Annotated in this window: 22 protein-coding genes; 4 read left to right on the top strand and 18 right to left on the bottom strand. The window is 57.0% G+C overall.

The features are described from left to right. Positions 1-8: 8 nt before the first annotated feature. The 13 genes from pstB to ACPT9Q_RS07130 form a co-directional block, all read right to left on the bottom strand. Positions 9-773, bottom strand: coding sequence for a phosphate ABC transporter ATP-binding protein PstB (pstB, locus tag ACPT9Q_RS07190; protein WP_017873753.1), 765 nt, complete (start codon positions 771-773; stop codon positions 9-11). A gap of 1 nt (position 774) precedes the next feature. Beyond that, positions 775-1629 carry a phosphate ABC transporter permease PstA gene (gene pstA, locus ACPT9Q_RS07185; RefSeq protein WP_427365407.1) on the bottom strand — a complete coding sequence of 285 codons (855 nt, stop codon included), beginning with the start codon at positions 1627-1629 and terminating at the stop codon, positions 775-777. 2 nt (positions 1630-1631) lie between these two features. After that, positions 1632-2471 carry a phosphate ABC transporter permease subunit PstC gene (pstC, locus tag ACPT9Q_RS07180; RefSeq protein ID WP_017873755.1) on the bottom strand — a complete coding sequence of 280 codons (840 nt, stop codon included), beginning with the start codon at positions 2469-2471 and terminating at the stop codon, positions 1632-1634. Positions 2472-2561: 90 nt separating this feature from the next. Then, positions 2562-3428, bottom strand: coding sequence for a 16S rRNA (cytidine(1402)-2'-O)-methyltransferase (gene rsmI / locus ACPT9Q_RS07175; RefSeq protein ID WP_427365406.1), 867 nt, complete (start codon positions 3426-3428; stop codon positions 2562-2564). A 4-nt stretch (positions 3429-3432) separates the two neighbouring features. Continuing rightward, a complete protein-coding gene (locus ACPT9Q_RS07170; protein WP_017873258.1) occupies positions 3433-4833 on the bottom strand; it encodes a Do family serine endopeptidase in 1401 nt (466 codons plus the stop codon). Then, positions 4833-5789, bottom strand: coding sequence for a hypothetical protein (locus tag ACPT9Q_RS07165; protein ID WP_427365405.1), 957 nt, complete (start codon positions 5787-5789; stop codon positions 4833-4835). The genes ACPT9Q_RS07170 and ACPT9Q_RS07165 overlap by 1 nt, the downstream gene beginning before the upstream one ends. Beyond that, positions 5786-6247, bottom strand: coding sequence for a zf-HC2 domain-containing protein (locus ACPT9Q_RS07160; RefSeq protein ID WP_017873260.1), 462 nt, complete (start codon positions 6245-6247; stop codon positions 5786-5788). Before ACPT9Q_RS07160 ends, ACPT9Q_RS07165 begins: the two co-directional genes overlap by 4 nt. After that, positions 6216-6818, bottom strand: coding sequence for a sigma-70 family RNA polymerase sigma factor (locus tag ACPT9Q_RS07155; RefSeq protein ID WP_017873261.1), 603 nt, complete (start codon positions 6816-6818; stop codon positions 6216-6218). Before ACPT9Q_RS07155 ends, ACPT9Q_RS07160 begins: the two co-directional genes overlap by 32 nt. Before the next feature lie 52 nt (positions 6819-6870). Beyond that, positions 6871-7665: a regulatory iron-sulfur-containing complex subunit RicT gene (locus ACPT9Q_RS07150; protein WP_017873262.1), complete on the bottom strand. Its 795-nt coding sequence runs from the start codon at positions 7663-7665 to the stop codon at positions 6871-6873. Further along, the gene (gene holB / locus ACPT9Q_RS07145) at positions 7662-8639 is read right to left on the bottom strand and encodes a DNA polymerase III subunit delta' (protein ID WP_427365404.1); all 978 of its coding nucleotides are present in this window, start codon (positions 8637-8639) and stop codon (positions 7662-7664) included. The genes ACPT9Q_RS07150 and holB overlap by 4 nt, the downstream gene beginning before the upstream one ends. Before the next feature lie 4 nt (positions 8640-8643). Then, on the bottom strand, positions 8644-8982 hold the full coding sequence (locus tag ACPT9Q_RS07140; RefSeq protein ID WP_427365403.1) for a cyclic-di-AMP receptor: 339 nt from the start codon (positions 8980-8982) through the stop codon (positions 8644-8646). Continuing rightward, the gene (gene tmk / locus ACPT9Q_RS07135; protein ID WP_017873265.1) at positions 8979-9632 is read right to left on the bottom strand and encodes a dTMP kinase; all 654 of its coding nucleotides are present in this window, start codon (positions 9630-9632) and stop codon (positions 8979-8981) included. The genes ACPT9Q_RS07140 and tmk overlap by 4 nt, the downstream gene beginning before the upstream one ends. Position 9633: 1 nt before the next feature. After that, positions 9634-11193: a R3H domain-containing nucleic acid-binding protein gene (locus ACPT9Q_RS07130; protein ID WP_427365402.1), complete on the bottom strand. Its 1560-nt coding sequence runs from the start codon at positions 11191-11193 to the stop codon at positions 9634-9636. A gap of 141 nt (positions 11194-11334) precedes the next feature. On the opposite strand from ACPT9Q_RS07130, the gene ACPT9Q_RS07125 reads away from it, so the two are divergent. Genes ACPT9Q_RS07125 through ACPT9Q_RS07115 form a run of 3 tightly spaced genes read left to right on the top strand, consistent with a single transcriptional unit; the run spans position 11335 to position 14099 of the window. Beyond that, positions 11335-11952, top strand: a complete 618-nt coding sequence (locus ACPT9Q_RS07125; protein WP_427365401.1) for a metallophosphoesterase family protein — start codon at positions 11335-11337, stop codon at positions 11950-11952. A 57-nt stretch (positions 11953-12009) separates the two neighbouring features. Beyond that, positions 12010-12612, top strand: coding sequence for a uracil-DNA glycosylase (locus tag ACPT9Q_RS07120; protein WP_427365400.1), 603 nt, complete (start codon positions 12010-12012; stop codon positions 12610-12612). Positions 12613-12650: 38 nt separating this feature from the next. Further along, on the top strand, positions 12651-14099 hold the full coding sequence (locus ACPT9Q_RS07115) for a radical SAM protein (RefSeq protein ID WP_427365399.1): 1449 nt from the start codon (positions 12651-12653) through the stop codon (positions 14097-14099). A 13-nt stretch (positions 14100-14112) separates the two neighbouring features. Here the strand turns inward: ACPT9Q_RS07115 and purD are convergent, their stop codons facing one another. Genes purD through purB form a run of 4 tightly spaced genes read right to left on the bottom strand, consistent with a single transcriptional unit; the run spans position 14113 to position 18342 of the window. Then, positions 14113-15402 (bottom strand): phosphoribosylamine--glycine ligase, encoded by a 1290-nt coding sequence (gene purD / locus ACPT9Q_RS07110; RefSeq protein WP_427365398.1) that lies wholly within the window; start codon positions 15400-15402, stop codon positions 14113-14115. A 3-nt stretch (positions 15403-15405) separates the two neighbouring features. Then, complete coding sequence (gene purN, locus ACPT9Q_RS07105) at positions 15406-16014, bottom strand: phosphoribosylglycinamide formyltransferase (RefSeq protein ID WP_017873273.1); 609 nt, start codon at positions 16012-16014, stop codon at positions 15406-15408. Beyond that, complete coding sequence (gene purM / locus ACPT9Q_RS07100; RefSeq protein ID WP_427365397.1) at positions 16011-17033, bottom strand: phosphoribosylformylglycinamidine cyclo-ligase; 1023 nt, start codon at positions 17031-17033, stop codon at positions 16011-16013. The genes purN and purM overlap by 4 nt, the downstream gene beginning before the upstream one ends. Then, positions 17026-18342: an adenylosuccinate lyase gene (purB, locus tag ACPT9Q_RS07095; RefSeq protein WP_427365396.1), complete on the bottom strand. Its 1317-nt coding sequence runs from the start codon at positions 18340-18342 to the stop codon at positions 17026-17028. The genes purM and purB overlap by 8 nt, the downstream gene beginning before the upstream one ends. Before the next feature lie 111 nt (positions 18343-18453). On the opposite strand from purB, the gene ACPT9Q_RS07090 reads away from it, so the two are divergent. Then, complete coding sequence (locus ACPT9Q_RS07090; protein WP_017874026.1) at positions 18454-18960, top strand: hypothetical protein; 507 nt, start codon at positions 18454-18456, stop codon at positions 18958-18960. Here the strand turns inward: ACPT9Q_RS07090 and ACPT9Q_RS07085 are convergent. After that, the gene (locus ACPT9Q_RS07085) at positions 18957-19235 is read right to left on the bottom strand and encodes a late competence development ComFB family protein (protein ID WP_017874025.1); all 279 of its coding nucleotides are present in this window, start codon (positions 19233-19235) and stop codon (positions 18957-18959) included. The genes ACPT9Q_RS07090 and ACPT9Q_RS07085 overlap by 4 nt on opposite strands. Positions 19236-19243 lie beyond the last annotated feature (8 nt).

Raw genomic sequence — 19243 nt, 5'->3', positions numbered from 1 at the left:
GTTCCCCCCTATCCGAACCTCCCGGTGAGGTAATCCTCGGTCTCCTTCCGGCGGGGATTCGTGAAAATCTGCGCAGTGGGACCAAACTCGATGAGGCGACCCATGAGGAGGAAGGCGGTGTAATCGGACACCCGTGCTGCTTCCTGCATGTTGTGAGTCACAAGGACAATGGTGTACCGCTCCCGGAGCTTCTTGATGAGCTCCTCAATGCGAGCCGTGGCAATGGGGTCCAGGGCTGAGGCCGGCTCATCCATGAGGAGAATCTCCGGCTCCACCGCAATGGCCCGGGCAATACAGAGCCGCTGCTGTTGCCCGCCTGAAAGCTCCAGAGCCGAAGCATGGAGACGGTCCTTCACCTCATCCCAGAGTGCTGCTGCTTTGAGGCTTTCCTCCACCCGCTCCTGAATCGCCCTCCTGTTCTTCCAGCCCTGAACGCGAAGGCCGTATGCCACGTTCTCGAAGATGCTTTTGGGGAAGGGATTGGGACGCTGAAAGACCATGCCGATGCGCCGGCGCAAAGCCACAGGATCCACGGAATCCCCGTAGACGTTCTTCCCGTCAAGGAGAATTTCTCCCTGCACCCTGAGGTTTTCGTAGAAATCGTTCATCCGGTTGATGCTCCTCAAAAGCGTTGACTTCCCACACCCCGATGGACCAATGATGGCAGTGACCCGGTTTTCCGGAATATCCAGAGTGACGTCATAGAGAATCTGCTTTTCGCCAAAGAAAACGCTGAAATTCCGGATGCTCAGCTTGGTTTTCTCCCCCAGCATTTTACCACTTCCTCACCATACGGAATCTCCTCCGCAGAAGGATTGCCGAAAAATTCACAAGGAGTACCAGGACAAGAAGCACCAGAGCCGTTCCATAGGCCAGGGGGATCTGTTTTTCCGGCCTTGTTCCTTCGGTCATCAACCCATAAATATGATAGGGAAGCGCAAGAACCCGATCAAAGGGCGAGCGGGGAAGACCCCGGGCGTAGAACGTCGCTGCCGTGAACATGATGGGGGCCGTCTCCCCCGCCACGCGCCCGACGGCAAGAATGAGTCCGGTGAGGATACCGGGAAACGCAGCAGGGAGCACCACCCTGCGCACTGTTGTCCACCGGTCGGCCCCCAGGGCGAGGGAGGCTTCTCGGAAAGCATGGGGGACACTGCGCAACGCCTCTTCACAGGAAGCAATCACCACGGGAAGCGACATAATACCAAGGGTGAGCGAGCCGGAAACAATGGACACACCAAAGCCAAAGAGCTTGACGAACACCGAAAGCCCAAAAAGCCCGAAAACCACCGAAGGCACCCCGGCAAGACAGTGGATGGCACTGCGGATTGCCCGGACCACAGGGTGAGCGGGGGCATACTCCACAAGGTATACCGCCGAGAAAACCCCAAGAGGGAGGGACACCAGGATACTCCCCAGGACAAGGTAGAGCGTTCCGACAATGGCCGGAAAGATCCCCCCTTCACTCATCCCGTGCCGGGGGAAAGAGAAGAGGAATTCAAGACTCAAGACCCTTCCACCTTTAAAAGCAATAAAGCCCACCAACACTCCCAGAGCAAGACCAATGACCACCATGGCCAGTCCACAGAGGAAAAACCAGAACTTCTCCTTCACCTGTCTGGCTTCCACCGTTACCGCCTCCAGAACTCCCGCCGGCTGAAGAGATTCACCACAAGGTCAAAAAGAAGCGTGATAGCAAAAAGCACCACAGCCACTAAAAACAACACCCGATAGTGCAGGCTCCCTACAGGCGTTTCTGCCATCTCCGCCGCGATGGTAGCAGTCATCGTCCGAACGGGCTGGAAAAAGGATCGAGGAATGAGAGCCGCCCCACCAGCTACCATGAGGACCGTCATGGTCTCCCCGATGATTCGCCCTGCCCCAAGGATAATAGCCGCACCAATCCCTGAGGAGGCAGCCGGAACAACCACCGCCCTGATGGTCTCCCAGCGGGTTGCCCCCAGGGCCAGAGCCGCTTCGCGGTAGTCCCGGGGAACAGCCGTAAGGGCGTCTTCCATCACGCTCACCACCACCGGAATGGCCATAAGACCAAGGAGCATCGAGGCCGTGAAGGCCGTGAGACCAGTAGGGAGGGTGAAGATTTCCCGAAGAAAGGGGGCAAGGAACACCACCCCAAAGAACCCGTAGACCACCGAAGGGATACCTGCAAGGATTTCGATGAGAGGCTTCAAAAATTCCCGAAGACCCCGGGGACAGATTTCAGCGAGGAACACCGCGGCCAGGAACCCCAAAGGAACAGCAAAGGCAAGCCCACCAAGGGTTACAAAAAGCGACCCCAGAAGGAGGGGAAGAAGGCCAAATCGGGGTGGCGAGGAAACCGGGTACCAGCGCCGCCCCAAAAAGAACTCCGAAAGGGAAACGTGAGAAAGTGCAGGAAGCCCCTCCACAAAAAGCACAGCAATAATACCAAGAATAAAGGCCACCGAAGAGAGCGCAACGAAAAACAGCACAAGGCCGGCGGTATCCCGCGGTTTTTTGCCCAGACCTCACTTCCTCCTTTCGATCATCCCCCTCCATTAAACCAGGCTTCGGGGAGAAAATCAACCTTCCCCCAGGTTCCCCACTTCCTCCAGGGCAGAAAGCTGCCGCTTTAGAGCGTTCTTCTCAATTCCCAGACCTTCACTCAGAAGGGCAACAATGTCCTTCTGCGTGAATCCTCGCCTGCGCAAAAGTTCAAGAAGCCGCCTTGGCACCTGAACCTCTTCTTTTCTCTTCGGCGCCCCCTCAACCACGATGACCACCTCCCCCAGAACGTCTCGCCCCTTCAGCATCTCCTCCACCTCCGCCACTGCTCCCCGGAGGATTTCCTCGTGGATCTTCGTCAGTTCCCGCGCCACAAGAACACGTCGCTCTCCTCCTGCAATTTCCCGGATATCCCCAAGGGTTTCGAGAAGTCTTCTGGGGGACTCATAGAGCACCGTTGCTTGAGGGAGGAGAAGTACCTTCTTCAGGATTTCCCTTCGTTCTCTCCCTTTTCGGGGGAGAAATCCCAGAAAGATGAAACCGGAGAACGCAAATCCCGAGTACACTACTCCAAGAAGGAATGCTGAGGGGCCAGGGAGGACTTCAAAGGGAACGCCCTCCTCAAGGAGGCGCAGCACAAGTTCCATCCCCGGGTCCTGTATTCCAGGCATGCCGGCGTCAGAGACAAAGGCAACAACCTTCCCCTCCCTGACAAGCTTCAGGATGTCCCGGGTGGCCTGGGGAATGTTGTGGGCGTGGTAACTCAAAAGGGGCTTACGGATCTGGTAAGCATTGAGGAGCTTCAGGGTGACCCGGGTATCCTCACAGGCAATGCAATCTGCCTCCCTGAGCACATCGAGAACCCGGAGGGTGATGTCCCGGAGATTCCCAATGGGGGTGGGGCAGAAGTACACCTTGCCCCACCCTTGCTTTTCTGGACCCATGGGCTCAGCGCTTCTCTGCTTTCAGAGGCACAAAATACGTCCGTCCGCCGCGGTCAATGAGGAGAAGCACCGTGTCCCCAGGGGTAATCCGGGCCAGGGCTTCCTCCCAGTCGGCAAGGGAAGCGATCTCGGTCCTGTTCACCTCAAGGATGACGTCTCCAGGTCGGAGACCGACTTTATCAGCAGGCCCTCCCACCCGGACACTGACGATCACCACTCCGCGGGTGGTCCGAAGACTGTACCGCTCCACCAGGTCATCGGTGATTTCGGCCACCTCAAAGCCCAGGTCCACCTGCTGGATTTCAGGTATCCCGACACTCGACTCTTTCAGCTCTCCAAGGGTAGCTTCAAGGATTATACGCTTTCCATCCCGCCACACCTCAAGACGCACACGTTCCCCGGGACGGCGAGAACGAATCTCCTGCTGGAGACTACTTACTGTCAGGACTTCCTTTCCGTCCACCTTGAGGATAATGTCCCCCCGCTTCAGCCCCGCTTCCTCTGCCGGGCTTCCCCTGGAGATGTCCGCAACCAGAGCGCCTTTGGCCTCTGAAAGCCCAAATTTCTGGGCAAGTTCAGGCGTAAGATCCTGGATGTACACCCCAAGCCAGGCCCGAACAACCTTCCCCTTCTCGATGAGCTGTTCAAGGATGGACTTGGCCATGTTGATGGGAATGGCGAATCCAATGCCCTGGGCATAGGGGAGGATGGCAGTGTTGATCCCAATGACCTCTCCACGGAGGTTCAGAAGTGGACCACCGCTGTTGCCGGGATTAATGGCGGCATCGGTCTGCAGGAAGTTCTCGTATTCCCTTCCCGAGTCTCCCGCCGAAATCGGCCGACCCTTGGCGCTCAGGACTCCAACCGTGACGGTGTGGGAGAGACCGTAGGGGTTCCCGATGGCAATGACGAACTCACCCACCCGTGCTTTGTCCGAATCTCCCAGGGGAATGGTGGGAAGGTTATCGGCGTCAATCTTCACCACTGCAATGTCGGTGAGGGAATCCGCACCGACGACTTTCCCCTCGTATTCTTTCCCATCGATGAACGTGACCTTGATTTCGTTAGCCCCGCGAATCACGTGCTCGTTGGTGAGGATGTACCCGTCAGAACGGAACACGAATCCCGTACCGATACCCCTCTGGGGGATTTGCCGCTCAAGCTCCGGAATGTCTCCAAAGAAGCGACGGAAAAAAGGGTCACTGAAAAAGGGAGCCAGGGGAGAACGGTACACGGCAATACGCAGGGTGTCGATGTTCACCACCGCAGGACTCACCCGCTCCACGATATCTGCAACGATATCCGGGTTTTCAGGTATTGCCGAAGCTGCCCACCCGGTGTTTACTGCAGCAAAAAACACAAGAACCAGCACTCCAAAAATGCCCTTGGAGCAGACCCTTCGCATCACTCTCGACCTCCTTCTTGAAGAAATGATTCCATGATTTCCTGCCCCACACGGGGATCAAGCTCTCCAATGAGGAGGAAGTAAAACCCTCCCTTTTCTGCCGTCACCCGGACCATTCCCCCTTCCTGGACGAGCTGCAGGTACCGGGGGGCGCTGGATGCAGAAATCCTGAAAGGGTACGCACTCTGGAAGAGGATGAAAGAGCGAAGGCCATCGCTGTACACAAAGCCATAGAATTTCTTCCCGCCATCCTGGAGGAGATAGGCTCGCCGCAACCGGAACCCCAGGGGGACAAACCCGGAAAGGGCAAAGGGAGAAGTTCCCGGGAACCTCCTTCTGGGGGCTTCGGCACCCAGAACCCTGGCGCTCCAGAGTTCCAGAAGGCGGGTCATCTGTGCCACCCAGGGGAAATCAGGGGAAGCATCGCGGTAGAGCATCCTCCACTCCGCAAGGGGCTCTCCCCAGGGAGCGTACGTCCTCTGGCCAATCATTTCCCCTCCATCCCCAAAGATGATAGACCGGGCAACCTTTCCCGTCCACCGGGAGATCAGGGCGAGTTCATCCTCCCGCAGCTCGAAGACGTAGTTCTCAAGAAGCAATGGCAGGTCCTCCCTCTCAAAAGGAACAAAAGGGAAATCAAGAAGGGGGTAAACACTCTCCACCTCTCCGCTTTTGAGGTTCACCACGTACCGGGAATGGCCAAAGCGCATGTGTACAACCTCTTCTTCCCCCAGTGTTTTCCAGGCAAACCCCATACCTTTCAGGAAGAGGACTTCCACAAAGCGCTCCTCGCCTTTCGCAAAGTCCTTTAGTCGCCATACTCCCCAGTAATCCCCGGCCAGAGATGCCTCGAGGACCCTCTCCACTACAGAACGTGCCTCTTCAGGACTGAGCACCTGTGCAAACCCCGGGAAGACGAAAACCAGGAAAAACACAAGAGGGAGCAGCACCCTCATCGGTACTCACCGGCGAGGAATTCCAGTGTCTCAACCCTGACTTTGCTCTGCGTGAGGACATCCTTACTGAAAGCGGTGAAATGCTCCACGTCGAGGATTTGATCCTCAAAAGAAGCCCTCTGCCACCCCCAAAAAACAAGAAGCGCCACAAAAAGGCCGAGGACAGCCACAAGAGCCCAGAGCACCCGGCTTCTCCGCACCAGGCGAAAGGCCCGTTCCAGAGAAAAACTCTCCCCGGGGACAACCCGGGGGGTGATATCCCCCAGTTTCCTGGCCACTGCCCGCACGAGAGCGAATTTCTCATACTCTTTCCGGCACAAAGCACACACCTCAAGGTGCCTCTGTACCCTGAGGTATTCTTCCCGAGAAAGCTCTTCGTCGAGGAAAGCAGAAAGCTTCCTTACAACCTCCCGACACCGCATGTTCTCATCCCCACAGCCCCAGAAGCTCATCACCATACGCCGCCTCAAGGGCTTTTTTGACATACCGGCGTGCCCGGTGGAGACGGGACCGGACCGTCCCAATAGGGCAACCGATGACCTCACTGGCCTCCTCATAGGAATACCCCATGATGTCGCAGAGGACCATAACCTCCTTCATCTTGGGCGGAAGCCCCTCGATGCATCTGTAGACGTCCCGGATGACCTGCCGTTTTAAGGCGATGGTTTCAGGCCCTTCTCCCTCGTCCTCCAGCTGTTCGGCGAAATCCTCCTCCTCATCTTCCCGCTCAGCCTGCCAGAGGGCAGAGAAAAACTTCAGGAAGCGGTCCTTTTTCTCCCGCTGGCGATGGATGTTGAGGAGAATCGCAGATACCCAGTTCTCAAAGGGGTAGCGGTGGTCGAAGCTGTGACGGTACTGAAAAGCCCGCAGAAAGGCTTCCTGAACGAGATCTTTTGCCCGTTCAGCGTTCCCTGTGAGGTAGTAGGCAAACCGGAGGAGATGGGCCTCACACTCTTTCACCTGTGCCTCAAACCAGGCTCGTTCCTCCTCAAGGGTTTTCCCAAGAGGTAGAACGTGCTCTTCAGCCATACGCATCACCCCATTAGGGGATACCAACGCTTCCCCCTCAGAGTTCCCTCCTCTACAGGAAGTACCTGTTGTACTCCTCCTCGGTAATCTCCACTTCCCTGCCATCCTCAAGCTCGAGGCGGATGCTGTCCTTGAAGACATTCACCTCAAGAATTTTCGCCAGGCCCATGGGGGTAATCACCTTGCTCCCCTTCTTGGGGAAGCGCAAAAGCAACCTCCGGTAGAGGGGGTACTCAAAGGCCAGGCAACACATGAGGCGCCCACATACTCCTGAGATCTTCGCCGAGTTGAGAACAAGGTTTTGCTCCTTGGCCATGCGGATGGAGATGGGGTCGAAATTCGAGAGAAACGAACTGCAGCAGAGTTCCCGACCGCACATGCCGTACCCGCCGAGGAGCCTGGCCTCATCCCGCACCCCAAGCTGGCGCATCTCAATGCGGGTACGGAAAATTGCTGCCAGGTCCTTCACAAGCTGGCGAAAGTCGACCCGATCCTCAGCTCCAAAGTAAAACACCAGCCTCCCCCGATCCAGCGTATAGTGGACCTGGAGGAGCTTCATGGGGAGATTGTACCGGGCGATGAGTTCCCGGGCAATTTCGAAGGCATCTCGTTCCTTCTCGCGGTTGATTTCCCACTGGAGAAGGTCTGTTTCTGTGGCCCGCCGAAGAACAGGCCTGGGGGGCTCAGCCACCTCCGGGACGGTGATTTTCCTCACCACTACCCCAAGCTCGAGCCCCAGGATGGTCTCCACCACGCACTGTTCGCCCACCTCAAGGGGAAGCGACCGGGGGTCGAAGTAGTAAACCTTGGGGTTTCCTTCAAAGCGCACACCTACAAGCGGTATCACGAGAGTTCACCTCGCAGCTTGAGCAGAAAGTGAAAACAGGCAACGTCCCACTGAGCATTGGCAAGAATGTCCTCAGAAAATGTTCCCAAAGCCGCCAGAGCCCGCCGGAGTGCTCCGGAATCCAGGCGGGCAAGTCGTTCCACAAAGCCCCGATCCTCCTGAGAGAGCACTGCCACCCTGTGGTAGCAGTCTCCCAGAAGACGGACAAAAAGGGCATCCCGGAGATACCCAGCAAGGAGAGGGAGAATCCGGCGGAGTTCCTCCCGGTGCTGGGAGAGCCAGAAACCAGCCTGGAAAATATCCCCCTCCTGCACCGTCTCAAGGAAAGACCGTACGGCAAAAAGGGCGTCCTCCATCCCTTGGGCAAGGTGCAGCGCCTCACCAATGCTTCCAGAAGAAGCAAAAGCAAGAACACGGGCAAGATCCGGATTGAGGCCTTTGTGCTCTTCGAGGTACTTTGCCACAAGCTCTTCGGGAAGTGCAGCGAATGCGAGCTTCTGACAGCGGGACACCAGGGTCCCGGGCAAAGCCAGAACCTGAGAAGCCACAAGGAAAAGTACCACACCTTCAGGGGGTTCCTCAACCGTTTTCAGGAGACAGTTTGCCGCCTCTTCAGTGAGCTTCTCCGCCTCATCAATGAGGCCAATCCGAAAGGGGGAGAGCACGCGCTTGAGGGCGAGGCGCTCGATGAGATCGCGCACCTCGTCAATGCCAATGGTGTTTGTTTTCGGTGAAATCAGGAAAAAGTCCGGATGGAGAGAGGCATCAAAGAGCAGGCAACTCCTGCACCGGTTGCAGCCCGCATCAAGGGATTCAGGACAGAGTAAGGCCTTCGCCACCTCAAGCGCCAGGGTTTTCTTGCCCACCCCTGAGGGACCGAAAAAGAGATAGGCATGATGAACCCTCCGGGACACCAGGACACGGGCCAGGAATTCTTTCTGCATCACGTGACCGAGAATTTGGGGCCAGAACATCGTTTCAAAACCGCTCGTAGTACTCGATGGGAATTTCAAAGAGGACGCCCCCACCCTTGAGGACCTTGATTTTCTGGGGGACGAAGGGACCAATGGGTTCGTTCACCGGGACTGTGGACTCCACAATCTCCTCACGACGGGCACAGCATTCCCGGATAATGGCAAGAACGGTCTCTCTGCGGTCTCTGTCAACACCGATGAGGAAGGTAGTGTTCCCTTCCCGGAGAAACCCTCCTGTAGAAGCGAGTTTCGTAAAGGCAATACCGCGTTCTTTTAGCACGTCGGCAAGGCGCAGGGCATCCTGGTCGCGCACAACGCAAATCAAAAGCGACGTGGGGGTCACACCTCTCCCTCCTTCCACTGCCTGATCCTCGGGAGTACCCTCTCCACAATTTCCTGAAAGACCTCCTCCTCAGAACGGTTGACGGGAATCACGATGAACCGCTCTGGTTCCCGGCGGGCAAGCTCAAGGTATCCCTCCCGTATCCGCTCAAGAAGGTGGGTCTCCTGGGCAAACTCAAGCTCAAAACGGACTTCCCGGGGGTCGTGGCTTGCCAGCGACCGGGAAAGGCCAGTCTCCGGCTCCACATCAAGGAGCACCGTGCAGTGAGGCGTCAACCCACCGGAGGCCTGTTCATTCAAAAGACGAAGGAACGAGAAATCCACTCCCCGGCCCCACCCCTGGTAGGCTAACGTGGAGTCGGTGAAGCGGACACAGAGGACAACCTTCCCGGCACTGAGCGCCGGAGCGAGAACTCGCAGCACATGCTCTCGCCGGGCGGCCGCAAAAAGCAGAGCCTCTGTAAGGGGGTCAAGAGAACCCGTTTCAGGGCGAAGGAGGAGCATCCGCAGCGCTTCGCCAAAGGGCGTTCCTCCCGGTTCCCTCGTCAGCACACAGGGGAGACCTTTGCTTTGCAGGAATTCGAAAAGCCGCTGTGCCTGGGTGGTTTTGCCGCTGCCCTCAATGCCCTCAAAAGTCAGGAAAAACCCCATTTCATTCGTCCTTGTTGAGAGACCTCGGGTAAATCACCACTCTCCGGAAAGGCTCTTCTCCAATGCTCTGGGAAAAGAGGTTGTACCGCTCGGCGATTCTGTGCTGGAGACGCCGCACGAAGGCATTCCGCGGGGAGAGCTCAACCGGTTCCCCAAGCTTCAGAACCTGGCGTGCCGCCCGCTCAGCCTCAAGAAGTCCCGACTCCTCAGGCTCCGGAGAGGCCTCCGAGTACCCGAAGAGGTCGTGGACGAACTTCTGAATCTGGTTGTAAGTGTTGCTCCGCACAACGTGCACCGGAATTCCCCGGTTTTCCGCCTCACGGATTTTGCTCCCCCGTTTGCGGTACCGGCTCTTCAGGGTGAGAACGAGATCAGCCCTGTTGAGGTCGTCCACAATCTCCAAGGGGGCCTTTGCCTGGGCGATGGCCCGTTGCATGTAATTCTTGCTGATGGCAAAAAGGTACACCCGGAGCATCCGGCCCTCGGGCATTCCCAGGACCTTCCGGGACGGCTCCTCCTGGGGAACCACCACGAGCTCCTCCTTCCGGGGACGGCGTTCCGCAATCTGTACCGTTCCCTCTTTGGTTCTCCGGCGGATTTCCGGTTCCGGATCGTATCCCCGAAGGAGCAGGTCCACCGCCTGGGCCGTATCGTGGTAAATGGCCACGGTATCCCGGTCCCGGAGTTCCACAACGATGTCGAAGGTGGGAACTGCCTTGCGCTCCAGAATCGCCTTCTGGGTTCCCCGTCGCCGGGCTTCCTCATCACTCAGGATGACCGACTGGATTCCTCCCACAAGGTCGCTCAGGGTGGGATTGAAAAGGAGGTTCTCGAGCGTCGTTCCATGGGCAGTGGCGATGAGCTGCACGCCGCGCTCCGCAATTGTTCGGGCAGCCCGCGCCTCCTCTTCCCTGCCGATTTCATCGACGATGATGACCTCGGGCATGTGGTTCTCCACAGCTTCAATCATGACGTCGTGCTGCCGCTCTGGAGACGAAACCTGCATGCGCCGTGCTCTGCCGATTGCAGGATGGGGAATATCCCCGTCCCCTGCAATCTCGTTCGAGGTGTCCACAACGATGACCCTTTTCTGGAACTCATCGCTCAGGACCCTCGCCACCTCCCGGAGTTTGGTGGTCTTGCCGACTCCCGGAGGACCAAGGAGCAGGATGTTCTTCCCCGAGATGATGACGTCCCGAATGATATCGATTGTCCCATACACTGCCCGGCCCACCCGCAGGGTCAGACCCACAATGTCACCCAGACGGTTCCGGATACAGGAAATGCGGTGGAGCGTCCGCTCAATGCCTGCCCGGTTATCCCGGGTGAACATCCCCACCCGCTGGACCACGTAATCGATGTCTTCCCGCTCCACCACCCGCTCAGAGAGCATGGCAAAACCCTTACTGAAACGGATCTCGGGCGCTCTCCCAAGATCCATGACAATCTCGATAAGGTCATCGATGTTCTCCTGCTCTTCCAGGGCCTTGCGAATGTGAGGAGGCAGGACCTCGAAGAGCTTGTCCAGATTGTCCACAACACCCTGAAACTGCTCACCCATTCTCTGTTTCTTCCTCCTGTCAAGAAAGTTCCTTTCGCTTCCGAATAACCAGAAATCCGGCGTTTTATTTCTTGGAAGTACCTCCATTATAGCAGAAAGTCTCTTTCGCTACTTTCCGGAAATGGATATAATGAGGGGAGGATGAAAATTCTGGCGCTCAGCGACCGGGTTGACCCTCGAATTTACAGTTCCTTCTGCAAAGAACGGTTCGGGGATGTGGACTGCATTATCTCCTGTGGGGACCTTCCCGAATACTACCTGGACTTTGTGGTTTCCACCCTCAACGTTCCACTCTTTTTCGTCCACGGCAACCACGATGCCCCAAGGGAACAAGAATCCCTCGCCGGGGGAACCAACCTCGACGAGCGGGTTATCTGCTACCGGAACGTCCTCATCGCCGGGCTTGAAGGATGTTACTGGTACAACGGGAATCCCCACCAGTATACCGAGCGCGAGATGTACTGGAAGTACCTCCGGCTCCTCCCTCGTCTCCTCTTCGCCCGTCTCAAACACGGGAGGTACCTTGATATCCTCGTCACCCATGCTCCCCCAAAGGGCGTTCACGAAGGGCAGGACCCTCCCCACCGGGGGTTTGCCACCTTCACCCACATCCTGAAAAAGTACCGTCCCCGGTACCACCTCCATGGGCACGTGCACCTCTACGGCTCAGCCCAGGATATCGCCACGCAATTCCTCGACACCCTTGTGGTCAACTGTTACGGGTACCAGGTCATCGAGATTGTACCGGAGAAAGGCTAATCGGGGTGTGGTACAATGGAGGAGAATTTCTGGTGATGCCGGGTGTCCCGTTCGCTTTTGCGAAAGAAGGAAGAGCTTCTCGAGGAGATCAGACAGGAGGTTGAGCGGTGTACCCTCTGCCCCCTGGCCAAAAACCGGACCCAGACGGTTTTCGGCGAGGGGAACCCTGACGCCCTCATCATGTTCATCGGTGAGGCCCCGGGAGAGGACGAAGACCGTTCCGGGCGCCCCTTTGTCGGAAAAGCAGGGCAGCTCCTCACGAAAATCCTCCTTTCTGTGGGCATCCAGCGAGAAGAGGTGTACATCGCCAATATGGTGAAGTGCCGACCCCCGGGGAACCGGACCCCCACCCTTGAAGAGGTTGAGGCGTGTTTCCCATACCTTGAGGCACAGATTGCCATCGTCAACCCCTCGGTCATCGTGACCCTGGGGAGCGTCTCCACAGGGTACCTCCTGGGCACCAAGGAGCCCATGAGTAAGCTCCGGGGACAGTGGTTTGACTGGCGCGGGGGGAAGCGAATCTTCCCCATGTTCCACCCGAGCTTCCTTCTCCGGCACGAATCCCGTGCTCCTGGTTCCCCGAAATACCTCACCTGGCAGGATATTCAGGAAGTGAAGCGGGTGTACGACCTTTTGCGGGAAAGCACCCGCAGGGTATGATATAATAGCAAGGAAATACCGAAAAGGGAGGGAGGTATATGAGCTACCTCGAATCCATCAAAGCATTCACAACTGAACAGGTGGTCAAACTCATCGTGAACTCGCTGCGGAACGTCTCAGACGAAACCATCATCAAACTCACGTACCTTGCCGAGAAACTCACCCCTATCGAGTACTACCGGGACCAGATCCGGGGGCTTCGCCAGATGTTCGAGGAGAAGCGCCCACAGATCGTCCTTGCCCGGCGAGTGCTTCAAGAAACCCACCCTAACGTTCGGGAAAAGCTCATGGTGAACCTCATCGTGAAGAGCATCCTCCTTGGGGTCCCAAAGCGGCAAAAACTCGAAAAGGAACTCGGCTGCCAGGTACCGTTCTTTTTTGTCGTGAGCCCCACCATGCGGTGCAACCTCAACTGCTACGGGTGCTATGCTGGCCAGTACCGGAAAGAGAGCGACATGCCGATTGAGCTTATGGATCGGATTTTCACCGAGGCGAAAGAGATGGGCATGCACTTCTTGACGATTTCCGGTGGCGAGCCGTTCATTCGCGAGGAACATCTGGACTTATTTGAGAAACATAGTGATATTTGTTTCCAGGTTTACACGAATGGAACGCTCATCGACCGGGAAATGGCCAAGCGCCTGGCCCGCATGGGGAACGTGTACCCTGCTATCAGCGTTGAGGGCTACGAGGAAGAAACGGATGCTCGGCGAGGCAAGGGAACCTTTAAGAAAATCATGCAGGCCATGGAAGCCCTTCGGGACGAGGGGGTACTCTTCGGCTTCTCCATCACGGCAACCCGCTACAACACCGAGCTCGTCTCAAGCGACGAATTCATGGACTTCCTCATCAGCAAGGGCTGCAGCTTCGGGTGGTACTTCACCTATGTCCCTGTAGGGAAAAAGCCCGACACCAGCCTCATGCCCACACCGGAGCAGCGAATCCACCTGCGCAATCAGGTTCACCGGCTCCGCTACGAAAAGCCCATTTTCATTGGAGACTTCTGGAACGACGGTCCCTACGTGGGTGGGTGTATTGCCGGTGGACGGCGGTACTTCCACATCAACAACATGGGGGATGTGGAACCCTGCGTCTTCTGCCACTTCACCGTCGACAACATCAAGAACAAATCCCTGAAGGAAGTCATCTCCTCTCCCTTCTTCCGGGCCATTCAGGAACGGCAACCGTACGACAACAACCTCATGCGGCCCTGCATGCTCATCGACGTCCCGGAAGTCCTCCGGGAAGTGGTGGAGAAGTACGGAGCTCGCCCGAGCCATGAGGGCGCAGAAAGTCTCATCACCACGCTTAAAGACGAAATCGATTCATATGCTCAGGCTTTCAAGAAGCTTGCTGATGAGATCTGGGAGCGGGACTACAAGGGAACCATCTACTACAAGGACTACAAGAGCGAGCGGCAGGAGTACCTCAGGAAGCTTCAGGAAGAGGCGGAGAAGAACCGCAAAAAGGAAGAGGTCCGGGTGTGACAAACAGGGGGTCCTACCGGGACCCCCTGTTCTTCAAAGCTCGAAAGCCGATATCCCGGCGATAGTACATCCCCTCAAAGTGGATGCGTGACACTGCCTCGTACGCCCGGCTGTAGGCCTCCTCAAGGTCCTTCCCAAAAGCACACACGTTGAGGACCCGACCACCATCGGTGTAGTAACCATCACCCTGCCACACCGTTCCGGCATGGAAAAGGAGCACCGTATCTCCAGGACGATTCGGGAATGCCTCGAGTCCCTCGATTCGTTTTCCCCGTTCAAAGTGGCCAGGGTACCCGCGGCTTGCAAGCACCACCGAAAGCATTGCCTCAGGGGTCACCTCAAGGCGCATGGTGTGAAGTTTCCCTTCCCACAGGGCAAGGCTCACCTCAAGCCAGTCGTTCCGGATCCGGGGGAGTACCACCTGGGTTTCCGGATCTCCCAGACGGACATTGAACTCCAGAACCCAGGGTGTTTTGTCCTTCGAAATCATGAGCCCCAGGTAGAGCACCCCCCGGTAATAGAGGTTTTCCCGCTCCACGCCTTCAAGAAGTGGAAAAATGATGTCCTTCTCAACCCTCCGGAGCACGTCCTCATCCACCACAGGTGCCGGAGAGTATGCCCCCATGCCCCCCGTATTCGGACCAATGTCCCCCTCACCGACCTTTTTATGATCCTGGGAAGAGGGAAGGAAAAGGTACGATGCACCGTCAAAGAGCACCATGACTGTGGCTTCCTCACCCTCGAGGAAGTCCTCCACCACAATCCGCTCTCCTGATGTACCGAACTTCTTCTCCACCATGAGCTCCCGGACGGCAAAGGTAGCTTCCTCAAAGTCCTGAGCGATATATACGCCCTTCCCCGAAGCCAAACCTTCGGCCTTCACCACCACAGGATAGTTCTGCCGCCTCTTCAGCGCCTCCAGAGCTTCCCCAGGGTCGTCAAAGACCGAAAAAGGAGCCGTAGGGATCCTGTACCGCTTCATGAACTCCTTAGCGAAAACCTTACTCGCCTCAAGGAGGGCCCCACGCCGGTCGGGGCCGATGATGGCTCGCCGCTCGGCGAGGAATGTATCGACAATTCCCGAAGCCAAAGGCGCTTCAGGACCAACAAGGACAAGTCCAATGTCTTTCTCCCGCACGAAATCGAGCATCTCCCGGAAGGAGGAAAGGGAAACACAGGTCCCCACGCTCCTCATGCCTCCGTTCCCGGGAACACAGAAAACCTCCTCAACCTCAGGGCTCTGGGCGATTTTCCAGGCGAGGCAGTGTTCTCTCCCACCACTCCCCACAACCATGACGCGCATCCCTTACTCCCCCCTGATGAAGACTTTCCTTCCCCGAACCTCGAGCTTCCCCTCAAGAAAGAGCTTTACCGCCTGCGGGTAAATCTGGTGCTCGTACCGGAGGATTCGCTCAGCCAGGGTTTCTGGAGTATCGTCTTCAAAAACCGGGCAGGTCGCCTGGAGAATGATAGGCCCTGTATCCATGCCCTCATCCACAAAGTGGACAGTGCAGCCGCTCACCTTCACCCCATACTCCACAGCCTGTCGCTGGGCCTCAAGACCCGGGAAGGCAGGAAGGAGTGAGGGATGGATGTTCATGATGCGGTTTCGGAAACGCTGGACGATTTCCTTTCCCACAATGCGCATGTAACCCGCAAGGCAGATGAGGTCCGGGTTCTCCTGCTCAAGGACTTCAAGGAGCTTTGCCTCATAGGCCTTTTTGCTGGGAAACGACTGGTAATCCAGAACCAGCGTGGGGATTCCTGCCTCCTGAGCCCGGCGCAGGGCGTAAGCCACAGGATTATCGCTGATGACCAGGCTGATTGTTCCCGGGATGAAACCACTCCGGGAGGCGTCGATAAGAGCCTGGAGATTGGTTCCCCTTCCCGACACCAGGACGACGATCTTCTTCACTCCAGGGTCACCCCCCTCTCACCGCGGACGATTTCCCCAAGAATCCAGGCGCGCTCCCCAGCATTCTGAAGGAGATGCAGGGTACGCTCTGCCTCCTCTTGGGCCACTACCAGGACAAAGCCCACTCCCATGTTGAACACCCGCCACATCTCCCTCTCAGGAACGTTACCTTTTTCCCCGATAAAGCGGAAAATCCAGGGTACAGGAATGGTGTCCTTCCACACACGGGCCCTCAGAGACTCCGGGAGAATCCTCGGGAGATTCTCCACAATTCCACCACCGGTGATGTGCGCCATCCCCTTTACCCGGACTTCGCGAAGGAGCGGCAGAACACTCCGGACGTAAATCCGGGTGGGGCGGAGGAGTTCCTCGGCAAGACTTTGCCCTTCCACCTCAGCATCAAAGGGAACTCCAGCATGCTGCAGGACCTTGCGCACGAGAGAAAAGCCGTTACTGTGGAGACCAGAAGAGGCCAGACCTATGAGCACATCCCCTTCGGCGATGTCCTTCCCACTGACGATGGCTTCCTCCTCCACAATGCCCACCGCAAATCCCGCAAGGTCGTACTCATCCTCAGGGTACATATCGGGCATCTCGGCCGTCTCTCCCCCAAGGAGCGCGCATCCTGCCTCCCTGCACCCCTCAATGATCCCCGAAAGTACCGCTTCAAAGACCTCGGGGTTTAAACGTCCACAGGCGAAGTAATCGAGGAAAAAGACTGGCTCCGCTCCCACACAGAGGACATCGTTCACGCACATGGCCACGAGGTCTTTCCCCACTGTATCATGGCGGTTGAGCGCCAGGGCGACCTTGAGTTTCGTCCCCACGCCATCGCTCCCGGCCACAAGACAGGGCCTTGTGTAGCGGTCGCTGATGCGGAAAATCCCGGCAAATCCTCCAATGCCCTCCAAAACCTCAGGACGAAACGTGCTCAGGGCTTTACCTTTTAGCCGGCTGATGACTTCAAAAGCCCGGTCCATGTCCACTCCTGCTTTTTTGTAATCCCACCGCTCAGGCATGCCCTTCCTCCTCCCAGATGCCAGCCCGCTTGAAGATGGCATCGACGTGCCGCAGGTAATGGTGGTAGTCAAAGAGCCGGGTGAGTTCCTCCCTGGAGAGATGCGCCCGGATCTCGGGGTCTCCCTCAAGCACCTCCTGGAAAGTCACTTCTTCATCATCCCAGGTCTTCAGAGCACAGCGCTGGACCAGGGCATAGGCTTCTTCGCGAGTGAGACCCTTCTCAACAAGAGCAAGGAGCACCCGCTCAGAGAAGACAAGACCTCGACTCCTTTCGAGGTTCTTTTTCATCGCTTCAGGGTAGACCACAAGGTTTTCTAAAAGACGGGCGAAGGTATTCAGGAGGTAATCGGTGAGAATACAGGAATCCGGAAGGATGATGCGTTCTGCCGAGGAGTGGGAGATATCCCGCTCATGCCAGAGGGGGATGTTCTCCAATGCCACGAGGAGATTCCCCCGCAAAACCCGGCTCAGACCACAGATTTGTTCTGCCGTAATGGGGTTCTTCTTGTGCGGCATGGCTGAGGAGCCTTTCTGCCCCGGGGAAAATCCCTCCTCAACCTCCCGGACCTCAGTCCGCTGGAGGTGGCGAATCTCAAGAGCGAACTTCTCAAGGCTTGTCCCAATCATTGCCAGAGCCCACAGGAATTCCGCATAGCGGTCCCGCTGGATGATCTGAGTAGACACGGGAGCAGGCCGAAGACCGAGTTTTTCGCAGACGTACGCCTCAACCCGCGGGTCCACATTGGCGAAGTTCCCCACCGCTCCAGAAATCTTTCCCACACTGATGGTCTCTTTTGCCTGCTCAAGGCGTCTTCTGTTCCTCTGCATCTCCGTGTACCAGGTGGCGAGTTTCAGGCCAAAGGTTGTTGGTTCTGCATGGACCCCGTGGGTCCGCCCCACCATGAGGGTATACCGGTGTTCCCAGGCCCTTCTCCGGATCACCTCAAGGACCCGGTCGATGTCCTCAAGAAGCAGGTCCGCAGACTCCCGAAGGAGAACGGCGTTTGCCGTATCGAGGACATCAGAAGAGGTCAACCCAAAGTGGAGAAAACGGGATTCCCGGCCAAGGTTTTCGGAGAGGCTGGTGAGAAAGGCGATGACGTCGTGCTTTGTGGTTTTCTCGATTTCCTTCATACGCTCGGGAGAAAAGCGGAGATTCGCCCGAATCCGCTCGATGTCCTCTTTCGGGACAACCCCGAGTTCCCCCCAGGCTTCAAGCACAAGCATCTCAATCCGTATCCAGACCTCAAAGCGATGGGCATCGCTCCAGATGGCCTGCATTCTCGGTAGCGTATAGCGTTCAATCATCCCTATCCTCCTTTCCGGGACTCCCTAAAATTCTACCACGACTCCCGAGAACGATTGGTCTTCCCGGAGAGGCCACATCACCGTATAATGGAAGCAAAAAGGAGAACGACCATGGGGATTCTTGCCAAAACACTTCTGTACCTTGGCCTCTATGCGCTCCTCCACTTCGGGTATGAGGCCACAGGGTGGGAGGCGTTGCGTCCCGTTTTCGGGAGCAGCGAATCGGTCTTTGAACACCTCAAGATGGGCTTTTTCGCCTACCTCTTTGCCTCACTCCTTGAGTTCGGTCTTCTACGGAGGCGTCCCGTCTTCCCCCGGGGATTCTGGTTCTCACGCCTTCTGGCAACCTGGTCCATCCCCTGGGTCATTGTCACTGTATGGTACCTTGTCCCCGGGCTTTTTGGGCGACCTCTCCCCTTTGCTCTAGAACTCACCTGGGCACTCGGGGTAACGTTCCTCTCGGGAATCTTCAGCGGAGCGCTCGAGCGAGGGCTCGAAGACGAATGGCCCTCCCCTTTTGCCCTGAGGGTGGTCCTCGCACTCTTCGGTGTTGCGGTGTTCTTCTTTGTATGGTTCACCTATCACATGCCCTGGGTTGACCTTTTCGAGATTCCTTAGGCGTTTTGCGAGCCCCTGCAGCGGGGCCGGGCGATGACGATGTCCGCAGCCTGAAGCAGTGCCTCAAGCATGTCGACCTGTGTCTGAGGATGCTCAAGCTCAAGACGGGCAAAAACTTCGCCCCGTTCTCGAGAGACGTACTTTGGAGGAAGGGCACGGAGCGCCAAGGCCAGAACGTCTTCCTGGCACTGAGGACACCGGCAAAGCTCTGGCTTCGCCGCATAGACTTCGGGAAGAAGCTTCCGCAGAGCATCTTCAAGAATGTTCTTGAGCATGGGAACCC

It is taken from the genome of Candidatus Caldatribacterium saccharofermentans (genome assembly GCF_050267035.1).
In the GTDB taxonomy this organism is placed as follows: Bacteria; Atribacterota; Atribacteria; order Atribacterales; family Caldatribacteriaceae; genus Caldatribacterium; species Caldatribacterium saccharofermentans.
This window is presented reverse-complemented; position numbering and strand designations above follow the sequence as displayed.